This window comes from Methylobacterium sp. J-077, from assembly GCF_022829365.1.
Taxonomy (GTDB): Bacteria; Pseudomonadota; Alphaproteobacteria; order Rhizobiales; family Beijerinckiaceae; genus Methylobacterium.
Genome location: NZ_JAKSYJ010000093.1, coordinates 45,620 through 62,752, shown reverse-complemented (window position 1 = coordinate 62,752; position 17,133 = coordinate 45,620). Strand labels below are relative to the sequence as shown.

Here is a 17,133-nt window from a genome sequence, read left to right as displayed (position 1 = left end):
GCTACCGCGTGGCATGCGCGTGCTCGCGCAGATCCCGCAGGGCCGCGACGGTTGCGTCGCGCAGGCTTCGAAGCGTCGCGAGCTGCGCCGCGAGGTCGCCGCCGCCAGTCTTCGCGGCCTGTTCGAAGGTTCGGCAGGCCTGGGACAAGTCGGCGCAGCCCAGCATGCCCGACATCGACACCAGGGTGTGGGCCTCCCGAGCGTACTCGGCCTCGGCCCGATCCGCGCCGTCGAAGGCCGTCGCGAGGCTGGCGGTGAAGCGATCGAGCAGGCGGGCGAGCTTCTCGGTGCCGATGGCACCTTCAAGTTCGTCGAGCGCCGCCCGATCGACGAGGGACTGTGACACCATCCGTCTCCGGCAGCGGATTTATGGAACGCTCCGACTGAAGCGTGCAATCGCCGCGCGGTCCAGCGGCCGAATCCGATCCCGATAGACTCTGCCACCGTTTCCACAGGGTGCCCAGCCGGATATTCGCTGAGAGCCGTTCCGGATCGCGTTGCAATCGGGCTCGACTCCGAGCCATTGATTTGCCGCGCTCGCTGACGCCAACCCGGCGAGCGCTTCGGTCGGGGCGATCAGCCCCCGGAGGGACCTGCGCCGTGACGGCCTACAGCCTGCGCGCCCGGCTGCTCGCCCTGTGGATCCTGCTGCTCGCCTCGGCGGCGGCCACCGCCTACCTGATGTTCGGCTTCTACAGCCAGTCCACCGCTGTCCAGGTCGCCCAGGCCGAGGTCGCAGTCGGGCGCGCCTGCCGGGAGATCATCGACCGCTACGCCGCCCTGGGCCGCCGCGGCAAGGGCGGCATCGCCAGGAGCGAGTTCGGCCCGACCGTCGGGGCGGCGCTCGACCTCTATCCCGGCATCGAGGGCGGGATCTGGAGCGCCGCGGACGGCCCCCTCGCCTACGCCTATCCCACCTACGAGGGCACCGGGCCGAAGACCGACCTCCCCGAGGCCGAGCGCGACAGCATCGCCGCGGTGAACGCCCAGGCGCTGCGGGTCGACCACGCCGTGTCGGTCCGCCGGCCGAGCCGCACGCAGGTGCTGCTGCTTCAGGGCTGCCCCCTGCACGGCCCGGAGCCGGGACTCACCGCCTGGACCATGGGCCGCGCCCACGTCAACGACGGCCCGGCCTATACCCGCTTCCTGGCGGGCCTCGGCTTCCTGGCCGTGACCGTGCTGGGCTCGGCGGCGTTCCTCGGTTGGTTCCTGTACGGGTTCTCGGGCCGGATCGCCCGGCTGGAATTCGCCCTGGCGGCACCCCGCCCGGACGGCGAGGACCTGCCCCGCCTCGAGCCGACCGGCGAGCGCGAACTCGACCGCCTGGTCGACACCCTCAACGCCGCGGGCGGACGCCTCCGGGAGGCCCGCGCCCGGGTCGTGGCCGCCGAGCGCCTGGCAGCGGTCGGCCGGCTCGCAGCCAGCATCGCCCACGAGATCCGCAACCCGATCGCGGCGATGCGGCTCAAGGCCGAGAACGCCCTGGTCAGCGGCGATCCGGACCGCGCCACGGTGGCCCTGGAGAGCGTGCTCGGCCAGATCGCCCGGGTCGATCACCTGCTGCGCGACCTCCTGAACCTCACCCAGGCCCGCACGCTCACTCGCACGCCCACCGACATCGCCGCACTGCTCGCCGATTGCGCGCATCTGCACGAGGATCTGGCGCATGCCCGCGCCGTCCGGGTCGAGATCGAGGCCGGCGCGCTGCCCGGGGCCGACCGGCCGCAGATCGACGGCGCCCAGATCGCCCGCGCCCTCGACAACCTGCTGCTCAACGCCCTCCAGATCACGCCCCCGGGCGGCCGGGTCCGCCTCGCCGCCGAGCGGGTGACGATCGACGGCGCGGTGCGCCTGCGCCTGCGGGTGAGCGACACCGGCCCCGGGATCGACCCAGCGATCCGCCCCGGCCTGTTCGAGCCGTTCGTGACCGGGCGCCCGGACGGGACCGGCCTCGGTCTCGCAATCGTGCGCGAGATCGCTCTGGCGCATCACGGTGCGGTCGGGCTGATCGATGACGTGCCCGAGACCACCTTCGTGCTGGACCTGCCATGGCGACCATCCTGATCGTCGACGACGATTCCGCCCTGCGCGAGGGGCTGGCCGAAACCGTGGCCGATCTCGGCCATAGGCCGCTGCCGGCCGCCTCCGGCATGGAGGCCCTGGCGCTTCTGCGCGAGGGACCGGTGGCCGCGGTTCTGCTCGACCTGCGGATGCCGGGCGACCTCGACGGCATGGCGACCCTGGCGCGGATCTGCGCCCTGCCGCGCCGGCCGCCCGTGACGGTGCTCACCGCCTTCGCGAGCCCGGCCAACACGATCGAGGCGATGCGCCTCGGCGCGCACGATCATCTGACCAAGCCGATCGGCCGCTCCGACCTCGCCGCCGTTCTCGAATCGATGCTGTCGACCGCGCAGCCGAATCCGGCGGACGCGGCCGTGGACGGCGGCCATGCCGGGCTGATCGGGTCGAGCGCCGAGATGCGCCGCGTCCAGAAGACGATCGGGCTCGTGGCCGACACCGATTCCACCGTGCTGATCCAGGGCCAGACCGGCACCGGCAAGGAAGAGGTGGCCCGCGCGCTGCACGCCTATTCCCGGCGCCGGGGGCGACCGTTCATCCCGATCAACTGCGCGGCGATCCCGCCGGACCTCTTGGAGAGCGAGCTGTTCGGCCATGTCCGCGGCGCCTTTACGGGGGCTGTCGGCGACCGGGCCGGGGCGTTCCATCAGGCCGAGGGCGGCACGCTGTTCCTCGACGAGATCGGCGACATGCCCCCGCCCATGCAGGCCAAGATCCTGCGGGTGATCCAGGACCGCATGGTCACGCCGCTCGGCGGCCGGCCGGTGCGGGTCGACGTCCGCCTGGTGGCCGCCACCCATCGCGATCTGCCGGTGCTGGTCGACCAGGGCCGGTTCCGCGCGGACCTGTATTACCGGCTCAACGTCGTGCCGATCCTCCTGCCGCCCCTGCGTGAGCGCCTCGCCGACATCGTGCCCCTGGCCGAGCATTTCCTCGCGCCCTCGGGCAAGCGCCTGAGCGCGGGGGCGGCGTCCCGGCTGCTGGCCTATGGCTGGCCGGGCAATGTCCGCGAGCTGCGCAACACCGTCGAGCGCGCCGCCGTTCTGGTGCGCTGCGGGGTGATCGCACCCGACGCGATCGACCTGCCGACCGAGCGGCCGGCTTCCCGGGCCGAGGAGGCCGGCGTGCCGGTGGATTGGCTGGCGGGGGACCTGCCCGGCGCGGTCGCCCGCCTCGAGCGGACCATGATCGCCATGGCGCTCCGCGAGGCGGAGGGCAACCGGGCTCGGGCGGCCCGCCGCCTCGGCATCCAGCGCCAGCTGCTCTACGCCAAGATCGAGCGCTACGGCCTCGGCGCTCCGGGGACGGATCTGTCCGCAGACACGACGGTGGATGTCGGGAATCCCGACGCATCGGACGACCCGGAGGTGGGTTAAACTCCTCACCGGCCACGGATTCCGCCTGGATCGGCTCACCTCGAACAATTCCAGGGAACTGATGGATCGAGCGGGCGTCGTGGTCGGATCGGGCCGCCGTTGACGGCGTTCCGGCGCGACGACATGCGATCGGGGGATCGGGGCAGGATGGACAGGACCGACAGCGGGGGAGCGGCGCGCGGCGCGACCACCCGGGCTCCCTCCTCCAAGGCCCTGCGCGGCCTCGACGCGCTCAACTTCTTCCTCGCCGACGTGCGCGACGGCCTCGGGCCTTATCTGGCGATCTATCTGATCGCCGTGCGGGGACCGGACCAGGGCTGGAACGAGGCCACCACCGGCCTGGTGATGACCGTCGCCGGCATCCTCGGCCTCGTCGCGCAGACGCCGGCCGGTGCGCTGATCGACGCCACCAACCACAAGCGCGCTGTGGTGATCGGCGGCGCCATCGCGGTCACGGTGAGCTGCCTGATCCTGCCGTTCATCTCCAATTTCTACCTCGTCACCGCGACGCAATCGATCGCCCACGTGGCCGGCACGATCTTTCCGCCGGCCCTCGCGGCGATCACGCTGGGTGTCGTCGGCCCAAAGATGTTCGCCAAGCGGATCGGCCGCAACGAAGGCTTCAACCATGCCGGCAACGCCGCCTCGGCGGCGATCGCCGGCGGCTTGGCCTATTTCTTCGGGCCGATCGTGGTGTTCTGGCTGATGGGCGTGCTGGCCGCGCTGTCGATAGGCGCGATGCTGCTGGTCCCGGCCGATGCCATCGACGACGACCTCGCCCGGGGCATGACCGAGGCGGAAGCCAAGGCGGACGAGCAGCCCTCGGGCCTGGCGACCCTGCTGCAGAACAAGCCGCTGATGCTGTTCGCCGTGCTCTGCGCGATCTTCCACCTGTCCAACGCCGCGATGCTGACCTCGGTCGGCCAACTGCTCACCCATCTCTCCGGCAAGGACCACGCGACCTCGCTGATCGCCGTGTGCATCGTCGCCGCGCAATGCGTGATGGTGCCGGTGGCGATCTTCGTCGGCGCCCGGGCCGACATCATCGGGCGCAAGCCGATCTTTCTGGCGGCCTTCGGCGTGCTGGCGCTGCGCGGCGTGCTCTACACCCTCTCGGACAACCCGTTCTGGCTGGTGGGCGTCCAACTCCTCGACGGAGTCGGGGCCGGCATCTACGGCGCCCTGTTCCCAATCGTGGTCGCCGACCTGACCCGGGGCGCCGGGCGGTTCAACGCGGCCCAGGGCGCCGTCGCCACGGCTCAGGGGGTCGGCGCCTCGGTGAGCGCGACCTTGGCCGGGCTGATCATCGTGTCGGCGGGCTATTCCACCGCATTCCTGGCTCTGGCGGCGATCGCCGGTCTCGGCTTCGTCCTCTACCTGACGCTGATGCCTGAGACCCGGGGCGGCGCAGCCGCGAGCGGCTCCCCGGATAGCGGTACCGGACTGCCCCCGGCCGTGCCGGCGAGCGCCTGACTCGCGCTGAAGACGGAATCGCCCCGATGTCCGAGACCGAACCCCACGCCGTGCCGATGTGCGGGCCGCTCGTCTTCCTGCATGTCGGCGACCTGCACCTGCAGGACGCGGGCGCCCGGAATGCCATCGACCTGAACGCGATCCTCGACCAGATCGCGACGATCGTCCCGCGGGCGATGTTTGATTTCGTCTACCTGCCGGGCGACCTGGCGGAGAACGGCTACGCTTCGGAGTATCAGATCCTGACGGCAGCGCTGGGCGATCATCCCGACCTGCCGGTACGGCTGATCCCGGGCGACCACGATCGCCAGCACGGGACGATGGATCATTTCCACGCCTTCGCGGCGAGCCTGGGCGGCCGCCTGCCGAAGCCGATCGTCTGGGATCTGGAGCAGCCGCCCTCCGGCTGCCCCGAGACCTGGCCGGTCCTACCGATCCCGCATTACTGCGCCAGCGCGGAAATTCAGGGCGTCCGCTGCCTGTTCGTCGACATGGTCAGCCCCGGCTTCGGCCGGAAAGGCATCGGACTCGATTTCCGGCTCGGCGGCCCGCAGACCCAGTGGCTGAGCGAGCAACTCACGCAAGCCGCAGCCGAAAAGAAGCCGTGCGCCGTGTTCATGCACGACTATCCGGACGACCTGCGCGAGCCCGACGACCGCCTCGACATCGGCGGATTGTTCTGGGCGATGCGCGTCCGCCTCGTGGAGATGGGCCATACCCATTACAACGAGCTCGCCCCGGACGGCCGGACCCTCTACGCGGCTGCGCGCTCCGTGGGGCAGAACGAGGACGGCTCGGTGGGCTACGCGGTCGCGGCCATCGACGGGCCGGTGACGAGCTGGCGCTTCCGCGCGCTCGACCGGACCTGGCCGTTCGTGCTGATCACCAGCCCGGCGGACCGCCGCGTCGCCACGCTGCCGACCACGCAGGAGAGCAGTGGCATGGCGCTCGACGCGGACGGGCAGATCACCGTCCGGGCGGTCGTGCTGTCCGACGCGCCGCCACGCTACGTCCATTGCCGGGTCGACACCGGCCCCTGGATCGAGATGCACCGGGCGAAGGGCGCGCGCTGCTACGAGGTCGCCCTGCCCTGGGACGGGGGCGGGCGCAGCATCCAGGTCGAGGCGGTGCATGAATCCTGGCCCGGCCACGGCCCAGACTATGTCGACACCGACGTGATCGAGCCGGTCATCACCTTCTCGGACAGCGCGGCCCTGCCGCCGATGCCGGAAAAACCTGGTAGCGACGCCGGCCGGATCCAATCCTGGGTCCGGAAGGGCGTGCGTGGCGACCAGCTCGGGCCCAACCGCTACGGCCGTAAGTGGTGATCCTCACCACGACTCCGGGGGGAGATCGTTAGACGTGTTCGCTGGACTGACCCTGACACCGAATTTGGCGACCTGGGGCATCACCGCCCTCGCCACCCTGGGCGTGATCGTGCGCCCGTTCTCGTGGCCGGAGGCGATTTGGGCGGTACTCGGCGCCGCCCTGCTGGTCGTGCTCGGCCTGCTGCCCTGGCAGGTCGCCCTCGACGGCGTCTCGAAGGGCACCGACGTCTATCTGTTCCTGGTCGGCATGATGCTGCTTGCCGAGATCGCCCGGAAGGAAGGTTTGTTCGACTGGCTGGCGGGTCTGGCGGTCAAGGCCGCCAAGGGCTCGCCGACCCGGCTGTTCCTCTTGATCTACGTGGTCGGCACCGTGGTGACGGTGTTTCTCTCTAACGACGCCTGCGCGGTGGTGCTGACGCCCGCGGTCTACGCCGCCGCCAAGGCCGCCGACGCCGAGCCCCTGCCCTACCTGTTCATCTGCGCCTTCATCGCCAACGCGGCGAGCTTCGTGCTGCCGATCTCCAACCCGGCCAACCTCGTCGTGTTCGCCACCAACATGCCGCCGCTCGGCCAGTGGCTCGCAACCTTCGCGCTGCCCTCTTTGCTCGCCATTGTCGCCACCTACGCGGTGCTGCGGCTGACCCAGAACAGCCGGCTCAAGGGTCAGACGATCAAGACCGAAGTCGAGACGCCGAGCCTTGGGATGGGCGGCAAGGTCGCGGGCCTGGGCATCATCGCCACCGCGTTGGCGCTGATCGGGGCCTCGGCCGCCGGTATCGAGCTCGGCCTGCCGACCTTCGTGGCCGGCCTCGCCACGACCCTGCTGGTGGTGGCGCTGAACCGCGGCGGTCTGGTCGAGGTGGTCAAGGACGTGTCCTGGGCGGTGCTGCCGCTGGTGGCCGGCCTGTTCGTGCTGGTCGAGGCCCTGGAGAAGACCGGCGTCCTCACCCTGCTGGCGAACACCCTGAAGGGCTACGCGCAGAGCGACCCCGCCGCCACCGCCTGGGCCGGGGGTGCCCTGATCGCCGTCGGCACCAACCTGGTTAACAACCTGCCGGCCGGGCTGCTGGCCGGCGCGGCGGTTCAGGCCGCGCAGGTCTCCCAGAAGGTCGCCGGCGCCATCCTGATCGGCGTCGATCTCGGGCCGAACCTGTCGGTGACCGGCTCGCTCGCCACGATCCTCTGCCTCACCGCGATCCGCCGCGAGGGCGAGGACGTGTCGGCCTGGCAGTTCCTCAAGCTCGGGCTGCTGGTGATGCCGCCCGCCCTGGTGCTCGCCCTCGGCGCGTTGCTGCTCGTCTGACGGCTCGCTCGACGGATCCTGCCCGAACCGCCTCGCCCTCCCGCCCCCGGAGCCCCCACCCTTGAACGCCGCCCTGCTCTATCCCTTCATCCTGGTCGCCGGCGCGTTGCAGGCGCTCGGCAATTCCATGAACGCGCGCCTGCGCGACGCGCTGGTCAACCCGTGGCTTGCGGCGACCTACTCGTTCACGCCGATCGTGATCGTGTTTACGATCCTGTTCTTCACGATGCCGACGCCGCTGCCGACGCTGCAGACCCTCGGCACCATGCCCTGGTACGCGCCGCTCGGGGGGGTGGCCGGCGCGGTGGCCGTGTTCGGCGGCCTCGCCTTCGTCGACAAGGTCGGCGCCGGTCCGTTCAACGGCTTGACCATCACGGCCAACATCCTGACCTCGCTGGCGCTGGACAGCCTCGGCCTGTTCGGCCTCAAGGCCGGCGGCTTCAAGCCGATGCCCTGGCTCGGCGGCCTGCTGATGGTCGTCGGCATCGTGTTCATCGCCCGTGCCACCGGCCCGAAATCGGAGGCGGAGAAGGCCGAGGGCAGCGAGGGTGGCCTGATGGCCAAGCTGCTCTATCCGTTCATCCTGGTCGCGGGCTCGCTCCAGGCGGTCGGCGTGGTGCTGAACGCGCAGCTGCGGGGGGCTTTGGTGAACCCCTGGCTCGCCGCGACCGTGTCGTTCATCCCGGTGGCGCTGGTGTTCCTGTTCGTGTTCCTGCTCCGGCCGTCGCCGCTGCCGAACCGGGCCGATGTCGCCCGGGTGCCGTGGTGGGGCGCGCTCGGAGGCATCGCCGGGGCTGTGGCAGTGTTCGCCGGCCTGCTGTTCGTCGACAAGGTCGGCGCCGGCGCCTTCAACGGCCTGTTGATCACCGCGAACCTGTTCACCTCCATCGCCATCGACCATTTCGGCTGGCTCGGGATGAAGCGTGTCCGGGCCGGGATCGGCCGGCTGATCGGCGGCCTGCTGATGGCCGGCGGGATCGTCCTGATCTCGGTGTTTTGATCGACCCCTGAACCGCCGGGGCGTCGCCGCTCCGCGACGCCCGCCGCTCGCAGCCGGCGCGTCCCGGTACGCCTTTCGAGGGGCCGGGCGCGTCGGCACGCGCATCCTACCGCTTAAGACCATCTCGGTGCCGCTCGGGGACCCGGCCTCCTTAGAATCTCATTAAACTGTGCTCGACAGGCGCCTCATGCCCCCGCGTCACCTTCCCGTGCTCGATGGCTGGCGCGGCTGCGCGATCCTGCTGGTGCTCATCGGCCATTTCGCGACGAGCCGCGGGATCAATCTCGGCCGCTTCGGGGTGGAGTTCTTCTTCGTCCTGAGCGGCCGTCTGATGGCCGAGATCCTGTTCGACCGCGCCACGCCGCTGACGACGTTCTTCGTCCGGCGCGCGTCGCGCATCTACCCGGCGCTGACTTGCTTCGTGCTGGCGATGAGCGTTCTCGCCATTGCCTCGGGCCATGGCCGGCAGATCTATGGCTGCCTCGCGGCGCTGACGCTGACCTACAATTACTACCACGTGTGGTTCGGCGAAGTGCCCAGCGTCGACCACATCTGGTCCCTCTGCGTCGAGGAGCACAGCTACATCCTGCTCGGCCTCATCGCGCTGGTCTGGCGCCGGTTCGCCTTCCCGCTGTTCCCGGTCATCGCCGCGCTCGCGGCCCTGGCCTGCCTGGACGGCCTAGTCTCGACGCTGATCGGCGCCGATTACACGGCCGTGTACTGGCGCAGCGATGTCCGGGGGGCGTCGATCCTGCTCGGGGCCGCAGCCTATCTGAAGTTCGGCCGGGGCGACCCGACGCGCCGGAAGCCGTCCTGGCGGCCCGCCCTCCTGCTGCTGGTCGGCCTGTTGATGAACGTCAACATCGTGCCCGATCCGATCAAGTACAGCCTCGGCACCGCCCTGCTCGCCGCCGCGGTCGCCACGATCCCGCGGGCGCCGGCAGCCTTGCGGAAGGGCCTGACCTCGACGCCGCTCCTGCTGTTCGGAGTCTGGTCGTACTCGATCTACCTGTGGCAGCAGCCCTTCTACGTGCTGCACGAGGCGATGGGCAGCTGGATCAGCAGTGCCTCCGCGCTGTTGGCGATCGCCACGGGCATCGCGAGCCTGTTCCTGATCGAGAGGCCGATGCGGGGCTACCTCAACCGCCTGTTCGAGCACGCGCAGGCCGGTCGGCACGAGGGTCGGATAGAGACGATCGCAGCGTCTTGAAGCGATCGCGACGGCTGCCACGATCAGCCCTGCCTTCCCGGGGCCCGCGATGCGAAGCCCCGGAAAGACGGAGCGAGGGCTGGCGGCGACCGCACGACGCTGGACACGTTTGGACGGCGGTATCCCGCCCCGTCTAGATGGCCGCGGCCATCTGCGGCACCATCTGCACGGGGGCGCCGAGCATCTGTTCGGCGGCCTCCGGCGGGGCCTTGCGAGAGACATAATAGAGATCGATCGCCCGCCAGAACGCGGTCTGCTCCTCGACGGATCGGCGAGCCAGGGCCGATTCGAGGATCGCCATGGCGGCCCGCGCGGGCTCGCTCCGCTCGAGTTCGTCGAGCAGTCCGGCGAGATGCAGCATGGGGGTCTACCTCCGAACGAACGACGACAGAGAAGAACGCCCAAGCTTACGAAAAGGATCCGTCCCCCGGCGAGGCGCTGCACGAAACTTGCCTCGCGCCGGGCGGGGTCTACGATCCCGGCGGCGAGCCCGACTCGCGATTCATCTTCAGATATCAAGGATCCCCGATGATCTCCTGCCGAAGCGGCGCGGGCCATGCCCTGCGCGGAGCGACCCTGGCCCTGGCGCTGGCCGGCACGCTCGGGGCGACCCCGCTCCGCGCCCGCGAGATGACGGATGCCAGCAATGCGGCGGCGGTGAAGAAGCCCAACGTCGTCATCCTGGCCACCGGCGGCACGATCGCGGGCGCGGGCGCCGACGCGGCCAACAGCGCCACCTACACCGCCGCCAAGGTCCCGGTGGACAAGCTGCTCGCGGCCGTGCCGCAGGTCAGCACCATCGCCAACGTGCGCGGCGAACAGGTCTTCCAGATCGCTTCGGAGAGCTTCACCGACGCGCAGCTTGTCCAGCTCGCCAAGCGGGTCTCCGCCCTGCTGAAGCAGGACGATGTCGACGGCGTGGTCGTCACGCACGGCACCGATACGCTCGAGGAGACGTCGTTCTTCCTCGACCTCGTGGTCAAGAGCGACAAACCGATCGTGGTCGTCGGATCGATGCGCCCGGGCACGGCGATCTCGGCTGACGGCGCCCTCAACCTGCTCGATGCCGTGACGGTGGCGGCCAGCAAGGAGGCGATCGGCAAGGGCGTCACCGTGACGATGAACGACACGATCCAGTCGGGCCGCGACGTGAACAAGCGGACCAACGTGGTGCCCAGCGCCTTCTACAGCCAGTGGGGCCCCCTCGGCATGGTGATCGAGGGCAAGACCTACTTCGTCCGCTCCCTGGCGAAGCGCCACAACACCAGTTCCGAGTTCGACATCGACACGATCGACAGCCTGCCCCTGGTCGGCATCGTCTACGGCTCCGGCACTATGATCCCCGGGGTCTACGATGCCGAGGTCCAGGCCGGCGCCAAGGCCATCGTCAACGCTGGCACCGGCAACGGGTCGGTGCCCGGCTACCTCGTGGACAAGCTCAAGGACATCCGCTCCAAGGGCACGATCGTGATCCGCTCCTCGCGGGTGCCGGACGGCTTGGTCTTGCGCAACGCCGAGCAGCCCGACGACACCTACGATTGGGTGGTCGCCCACGACCTCAACCCCGCCAAGGCCAAGATCCTGACCGCGGTGGCGCTGACCAAGACCCAGGACACCAAGGAGCTGCAGCGGATCTTTTGGGAATACTGAGACCTTCTTCTAGTCGCGTTTCCAACCCTCGACCTCATTGTGAGGCTGAAGGCATGAGACGAGCGCCTCCCCCTTCCCCTCTGCGGGGGAGGGTAGACCCCGAAGCGCGTCGGCAGAGGAGCAGCGCGACGATGCAGGATGTAGCTCCCGTCGCGTCTCTTCCGGACGCGTCGCTCCCCTCTCCCGACCCTTGCTGACGCAGGGGCCACCCTCCCCCGCAGAGGGGGGAGGAAGGGCGCGTGTCCATTCTCGTGGCGTTTCATCCGGCAGCGGGCGATCCGGGTCGGGATCGAGAGACCCGGCCTGTTGGAGCAGAAGCTTCGGCCACTCCATCGATCGCGGCGGTCATACGCCATCGCGCCCAACCGCCCTGCGCCACAACCGGGTTACAACGTCCCGGGCACCGCCTAGATAGCCCAGTGCGACGCGGTCGCGGCCCAGATCGGCGCCGGCGCTGCGGCTCATCGCCATCCTGCACGGAGGAACGAGCATGATCGAGCTTCATTCCGAGGTCGCGGCGGTCACCGAGCGCGTGGTCGCGCGCTCCCGCGAGTCCCGGCGGACCTATCTCGACCTGATCGCCCGCGAGCGCGATTCGGGCGTGCATCGGCCGACCCTCGCCTGCGGCAACCTCGCCCACGGCTTCGCCGCCTCCGGAGAGGATAAGCCGGCGCTCCGCGACGGCCGGACGGTGATGAACATCGGCATCGTCACCGCCTACAACGACATGCTGTCGGCGCATCAGCCCTACGGACGCTATCCCGACCAGATCAAGGTGTTCGCCCGGGAGCGTGGCGCCACCGCCCAGGTGGCGGGCGGCACGCCGGCGATGTGCGACGGGGTCACGCAAGGCCAGCGCGGCATGGAGCTGTCGCTGTTCTCCCGGGACACGATCGCCCTCTCCGCCGCGGTCGGCCTGAGCCACGGCATGTTCGATGGCGCCGCCCTGCTCGGCATCTGCGACAAGATCGTGCCGGGCCTGCTGATCGGCGCGCTGCGCTTCGGCCACCTGCCGACGATCCTGATCCCGGCCGGTCCGATGCCCTCGGGCCTCGCCAACAAGGAGAAGCAGCGAATCCGACAGCTCTACGCCGAGGGCAAGGTCGGCCGCGCGGAGCTGCTCGAATCCGAATCCGCCTCCTATCACGGGGCCGGCACCTGCACCTTCTACGGCACCGCCAACTCGAACCAGATGATGATGGACATGATGGGCCTGCACATGCCGGGCGCCTCGTTCATCAACCCCGGCACGAAGCTGCGCCAAGCCGTGACCCGAGCCGCGATCCACAGGCTCACCGAGATCGGCGCAGCCGGCAACGATTACCGGCCGCTCGGCCTGTGCGTCGACGAGAAGGCGATCGTGAACGCCGCGGTGGGCCTGCTCGCCACCGGCGGCTCGACCAACCACGCGATCCATCTGCCGGCCATCGCCCGCGCCGCCGGGATCGTGATCGACTGGGCGGATATCGACCGACTGTCCAACGCGGTGCCGCTGATCGCGCGGGTCTACCCGAACGGCGCGGGCGACGTGAACCACTTCCACGCCGCCGGCGGCATGAGCTTTGTCATGGCGGCTTTGCTCGATGCCGGGCTGCTGCACGACGACATCCTCACGGTCGCCGGCCAGTCCCTGCGCGACCACGCCCGCGATCCGAAGCTCGACGGCGACGAGCTCGTTTTCGAGGACGCGGTGCCCGAGAGCCTGGACGACACGATGATCCGCCGGCCCGGCAACCCGTTCCAGGCGGATGGCGGCATGCGGCTCGTAACGGGCAATCTCGGCCGGGCGACGTTCAAGACCAGCGCCGTGGAGGAGAGCCGCCGGACCATCGAGGCCCCGGCCCGGGTGTTCTCCGATCAGGACGACGTGCTCAAGGCGTTCAAGGCCGGCGAACTGGAGCGCGACGTGGTGGTCGTGGTGCGGTTCCAGGGGCCGCGCGCGAACGGCATGCCGGAGCTGCACAAGCTGACCCCGCCGCTCGGGGTGCTGCAGGACCGCGGCCACAAGGTCGCCCTGGTCACCGACGGGCGCATGTCCGGCGCCTCCGGCAAGGTGCCCGCCGCCATCCACCTGAGCCCGGAGGCGTTGGGCGGCGGCGCCATCGGGCGGATCCGCGACGGCGACATCGTCCGCCTCAGCGCCGCCGAGGGCCTTCTTGAAGTGCTGGTCGACGACGCCGAGCTGGCCGCCCGCGAGGAGGCGGTCCAGCCGGTGCCGGAGGCCGGTACCGGGCGGGAGCTGTTCGCTTTCATGCGCCACGGGGCCGACACCGCCGAGCGGGGCGCCTCCGCGATGCTCGCCGCAGCCGGCCTTTGAACGTCGAACGGGAGAAGCCGATCATGAACGATCTGACCAGCATCGACGCGCTGATGCGCTCCGTGCCCGTCATCCCGGTCCTGGTGATCGAGGATGTCGCCCAGGCCCGGCCGATCGCCGAGGCCCTGGTCGCGGGTGGTCTGACCGCGCTGGAGGTCACCCTGCGGACGCCGGCCGCCCTGGAGGTGATCCGCGCGATGAGCCAGGTCGAGGGCGCGGTCGTCGGGGCCGGCACGGTCCTGAACCCGGCCGATCTCGAACGCGCCCTGGCGGCGGGTGCCAAATTCATCGTCTCGCCGGGGCTCACGGCGCCGCTGACCGACGCGGCCAAGGCCAACGGCGTGCCCTACCTGCCGGGCATCGCCACGGCGGCCGATATCATGCGCGGGCTCGACCACGGGCTCGACCGGTTCAAGTTCTTCCCGGCCGAGGCCGCGGGCGGGATCAAGGCGCTCAAGGCGCTCACCGCCGTGTTCGGCCACGCGAGGTTCTGTCCGACCGGCGGGATCACAGAGGCGACCGCGCCGGAATGGCTCGCAGTCCCATCGGTGCTGTGTGTCGGCGGCAGCTGGGTGGTGAAGCCGGGGATTCCGGACCGCGCGGCCATTGAAGGAGCGGCACGGGCCGCCTCCGGTCTCCGCAAGGTCGCCTGAACGCAGCTCGGAAGTAAGAAACGCCCGCCGCGGCAGGGCCGGGCGGGCGTTCCATCATCCGGGAAATGCGTTGGCGACGATCAACAGTCGTCGCCGCCCTTGCCAGCCTGCGCGGCGGTGGGCTTGCCCTGCGACTGCGCCTGCACGTCCGACGGCGACGTCGCGGTGCCGGCATTGGTCATGGCACCGACGGTCCCGGGGGACTCGGCCTTGGCGCCCGGAGAGGTCGGGTTCTTCACGCTCGGATCGACATTCGAGGCCTTGCTGGCGTCCTTGTCGCGCGTCACGGTCGTCCCGGTCGCACACGGCGACGCGAAGGCGGCGGTCGACATCAGGATGAGAGCGCCGGCACCCGCAAGGGTCTTGATCTTGGTCATGCGTTCCTCCGATTTATTCAGCGCCTGACAAACGGACCCCGCAGTCACAGGTTCCTTAATATTTCCAACTCGCAACTTCTGCGGGGCATTTTCCCTGGGCTGGCGTGACCAAGTCCACTTATTCCGCCGGTTGCGGTTCGCGGCGCTCCCGCGGGGTGAAGAGGCCGCCCTGCGGCTCCAGCACGATGCGCCGGTCGTGGAATGCGTCCAGCGTCGAGCGGTGGCCGATGGAGACGATGGTGGTGTCCGGCAGCCGTTCGCGCAGCATCGCGTAGATCTTCGCCTCGGACGGCTCGTCGAGGGAGGCGGTCGATTCGTCGAGGAACAGCCAGGCGGGCTTGGCCAGGATCGCCCGGGCGATCGCGAGGCGCTGCTGCTCACCGCCGGACAGGCGCCGCTCCCAGGTGTCGGTCTCGTCGAGGCGATCGACGAGATGGGGCAGTTGCGCCGCCGTCAGCGCATCCCGGATCGCGGTATCGGAAAACTGGTCGGTGGTGTTCGGGTAGACGACGGCGCCGCGCAACGTCCCCTGCGGGATGTACGGCCGCTGCGGCAGCAGCAGCGTCGATTGCCCGGCGGGCACGTCGACCCGGCCCTTGCCGAACGGCCAGATCCCGGCAATCGCCCGGAACAGCGTCGACTTGCCGGAGCCGGAGGGACCGGTGACCAGGGTCGCGCCGCCCTTGGGCAGGGTCAGCTCCGGCGCGGAGACGATCTCGCGACCGTCCGGCAGCGCGAGGACCAGGCCCCGGGTCGTCACGCCGTTGGCGGTGTCGTTGCCCTGGACCAGCCCGTAGCCGGCCGCCTCCAGCGCCTCGGCCTTGCTCATCGCCCGGCGGAAGGAGCCCAGACGAATGGTGTTGGCCTTGTAGGAGGCCAAAGTCGTGTACGAATCCACGAAGAACGACAGGGAGCTCTGCACCTGTCCGAACGCCTGCGAGGTCTGCTGGAGCGCCCCCAGGGTGATCTTCTTGGCGAAGAACGACGGCGCGGCGAGCACCATCGGGAAGATCACGCTCGCCTGCCGGTAGCTGAACGTGAAGGCGATCAGCTTGATCCGGCGGAAGATGATGCCGACGTAATTGTCGATGATCGAGTGGAACAGCGAGCCGAGCCGCGAAGCCTCCGCACGCTCGCCGCGCAGCAGCGCGATCTGCTCGGAGTAGATCCGGTTGCGGGCGAGCGAGAAGCGGAAATCGGCCTCGACCTGCTCCTGCCGGAAGTTGAGCCCGATCAGGGGCCGGCCGATCAGGTGGGTCAGCCAGGTGCCGACCACCGCGTAGGCGATCACCAGCCAGACCAGGAAGCCCGGCACCACCGTGTCGGTGAACGGCACGACGAAGTCGCGCGACAGGGTCCAGAGGATCACGATGAACGAGACCAGCTGCGCCGCCTGGCTGAGCAGCCGGATCGACAGGCTCGCGGTCTGCTGGATGAACAGGTTGACGTCGGCCTGGATACGCTGATCCGGGTTATCCGCCTCCTCGTCGGTGAACGGGATCCGGTAATGGGTGCCCTTGCCGAGCCAGCGCTCGTACAGGCTGTGGGTGAGCCAGGTCCGCCAGCGGATGTGCAGGGAGGAATCGACGAACAGGTCGAACATGCCGATGGCGATGTTCAGCGTAGCCAGCGGGATGAAGATCCAGAGCAGCTGGTACCAGAACGCTGACGCGTCGTATTCCTGCAGCGCGTTGTAGATGTCGCGGTAGAAAAAGTTGAACCGCAGGGTCAGCGCCACGTCGGCGAAGTTCACGAAGATCGACAGGGCGACGAGGTTGCGGCCGATCCGGCCCTCGGTGCTGCCGAACCGGCGGAACAGGCCGATCTCCTTGGTCGGCGTGTCGCGGTTGGCGAAATACGGGTCTGCGATGTCGGTGATCGCCCGGATCGGCTCGAGATACGACGCGCCGAGCACGATGGCGCCGAACACCACGGCGCCGGTGGCGGCGAAGTCCGGCGGCAGCAGCGCGGCCACCACCGGGGGGAGCAGGCCCATGGCGGCCACCGTCTTCAGGCCGGCGAGCAGCAGGTAGCCGAAGCCGTAGACCGAGACGAAAACCTTCAGGTAGGCGGAGATGCCGTTCGACGCGACCAGGATGCCGGCCATCGCGAAGCCGGCGAGCGAGACGTAGAGCGGCGGGCTGGGGATACCCGGGAGCGCAAGCAGGATCAGCGCGGCCACGGCCGTGAGCACGGCCTGGATCCCGAGCCCGGTCCTGAGTGAAGCCACGCGTTTCTCCCGCCTAACGTGAGCGCACCTTCCGGAACGCAACCGAGCGGCCTTGGCCCTGGGTCATGGCGAGAACGTGGCACTTCGCATGCCCTGTCACGTGAAAGTTTGGTCACGATCCGGCGGCCGCGACCTCA

14 protein-coding genes are annotated in these 17,133 nt (G+C 69.7%); 10 read left to right on the top strand and 4 right to left on the bottom strand.

The features are described 5' to 3' along the window. Position 1 precedes the first annotated feature (1 nt). Positions 2-349 carry an Hpt domain-containing protein gene (locus MKL11_RS06980; RefSeq protein ID WP_243941603.1) on the bottom strand — a complete coding sequence of 116 codons (348 nt, stop codon included), beginning with the start codon at positions 347-349 and terminating at the stop codon, positions 2-4. Positions 350-600: 251 nt separating this feature from the next. Here MKL11_RS06980 and MKL11_RS06975 point away from each other — a divergent pair, with 251 nt between their 5' ends. From MKL11_RS06975 to MKL11_RS06945, 7 genes are all read left to right on the top strand, one after another. Then, positions 601-2,064, top strand: a complete 1,464-nt coding sequence (locus MKL11_RS06975; protein WP_243941601.1) for a sensor histidine kinase — start codon at positions 601-603, stop codon at positions 2,062-2,064. Continuing rightward, complete coding sequence (locus MKL11_RS06970; RefSeq protein WP_243941599.1) at positions 2,049-3,455, top strand: sigma-54-dependent transcriptional regulator; 1,407 nt, start codon at positions 2,049-2,051, stop codon at positions 3,453-3,455. The genes MKL11_RS06975 and MKL11_RS06970 overlap by 16 nt, the downstream gene beginning before the upstream one ends. A 147-nt stretch (positions 3,456-3,602) precedes the next feature. Further along, on the top strand, positions 3,603-4,928 hold the full coding sequence (locus MKL11_RS06965) for an MFS transporter (RefSeq protein WP_243941597.1): 1,326 nt from the start codon (positions 3,603-3,605) through the stop codon (positions 4,926-4,928). A gap of 26 nt (positions 4,929-4,954) precedes the next feature. After that, positions 4,955-6,256, top strand: coding sequence for a metallophosphoesterase family protein (locus MKL11_RS06960; RefSeq protein ID WP_243941596.1), 1,302 nt, complete (start codon positions 4,955-4,957; stop codon positions 6,254-6,256). 34 nt (positions 6,257-6,290) lie between these two features. Next, on the top strand, positions 6,291-7,559 hold the full coding sequence (locus MKL11_RS06955) for an arsenic transporter (protein WP_243941594.1): 1,269 nt from the start codon (positions 6,291-6,293) through the stop codon (positions 7,557-7,559). Positions 7,560-7,620: 61 nt separating this feature from the next. After that, the gene (locus MKL11_RS06950; RefSeq protein ID WP_243941592.1) at positions 7,621-8,559 is read left to right on the top strand and encodes a DMT family transporter; all 939 of its coding nucleotides are present in this window, start codon (positions 7,621-7,623) and stop codon (positions 8,557-8,559) included. A 187-nt stretch (positions 8,560-8,746) separates the two neighbouring features. Further along, complete coding sequence (locus tag MKL11_RS06945) at positions 8,747-9,769, top strand: acyltransferase family protein (RefSeq protein WP_243941590.1); 1,023 nt, start codon at positions 8,747-8,749, stop codon at positions 9,767-9,769. A 133-nt stretch (positions 9,770-9,902) separates the two neighbouring features. Here MKL11_RS06945 and MKL11_RS06940 read toward each other — a convergent pair whose 3' ends face one another. Further along, positions 9,903-10,130 carry a hypothetical protein gene (locus tag MKL11_RS06940; protein ID WP_243941588.1) on the bottom strand — a complete coding sequence of 76 codons (228 nt, stop codon included), beginning with the start codon at positions 10,128-10,130 and terminating at the stop codon, positions 9,903-9,905. A gap of 167 nt (positions 10,131-10,297) precedes the next feature. Between MKL11_RS06940 and MKL11_RS06935 the strand changes: the two genes are divergently transcribed. The 3 genes from MKL11_RS06935 (at position 10,298) to eda (ending at position 14,389) form a co-directional block, all read left to right on the top strand. Next, positions 10,298-11,419: a type II asparaginase gene (locus MKL11_RS06935; protein ID WP_243941587.1), complete on the top strand. Its 1,122-nt coding sequence runs from the start codon at positions 10,298-10,300 to the stop codon at positions 11,417-11,419. Between the two features lie 490 nt (positions 11,420-11,909). Continuing rightward, positions 11,910-13,736 carry a phosphogluconate dehydratase gene (edd, locus tag MKL11_RS06930; RefSeq protein WP_243941585.1) on the top strand — a complete coding sequence of 609 codons (1,827 nt, stop codon included), beginning with the start codon at positions 11,910-11,912 and terminating at the stop codon, positions 13,734-13,736. Between the two features lie 32 nt (positions 13,737-13,768). After that, the gene (gene eda / locus MKL11_RS06925; RefSeq protein WP_243941851.1) at positions 13,769-14,389 is read left to right on the top strand and encodes a bifunctional 4-hydroxy-2-oxoglutarate aldolase/2-dehydro-3-deoxy-phosphogluconate aldolase; all 621 of its coding nucleotides are present in this window, start codon (positions 13,769-13,771) and stop codon (positions 14,387-14,389) included. An 80-nt stretch (positions 14,390-14,469) separates the two neighbouring features. On the opposite strand, the gene MKL11_RS06920 is transcribed toward eda, so the two are convergent. Both MKL11_RS06920 and MKL11_RS06915 read right to left on the bottom strand, forming a co-directional pair. Continuing rightward, positions 14,470-14,766 carry a hypothetical protein gene (locus MKL11_RS06920; protein ID WP_243941583.1) on the bottom strand — a complete coding sequence of 99 codons (297 nt, stop codon included), beginning with the start codon at positions 14,764-14,766 and terminating at the stop codon, positions 14,470-14,472. A 118-nt stretch (positions 14,767-14,884) separates the two neighbouring features. Continuing rightward, positions 14,885-16,996, bottom strand: coding sequence for an ABC transporter ATP-binding protein/permease (locus MKL11_RS06915; protein WP_243941581.1), 2,112 nt, complete (start codon positions 16,994-16,996; stop codon positions 14,885-14,887). Positions 16,997-17,133: the final 137 nt, after the last annotated feature.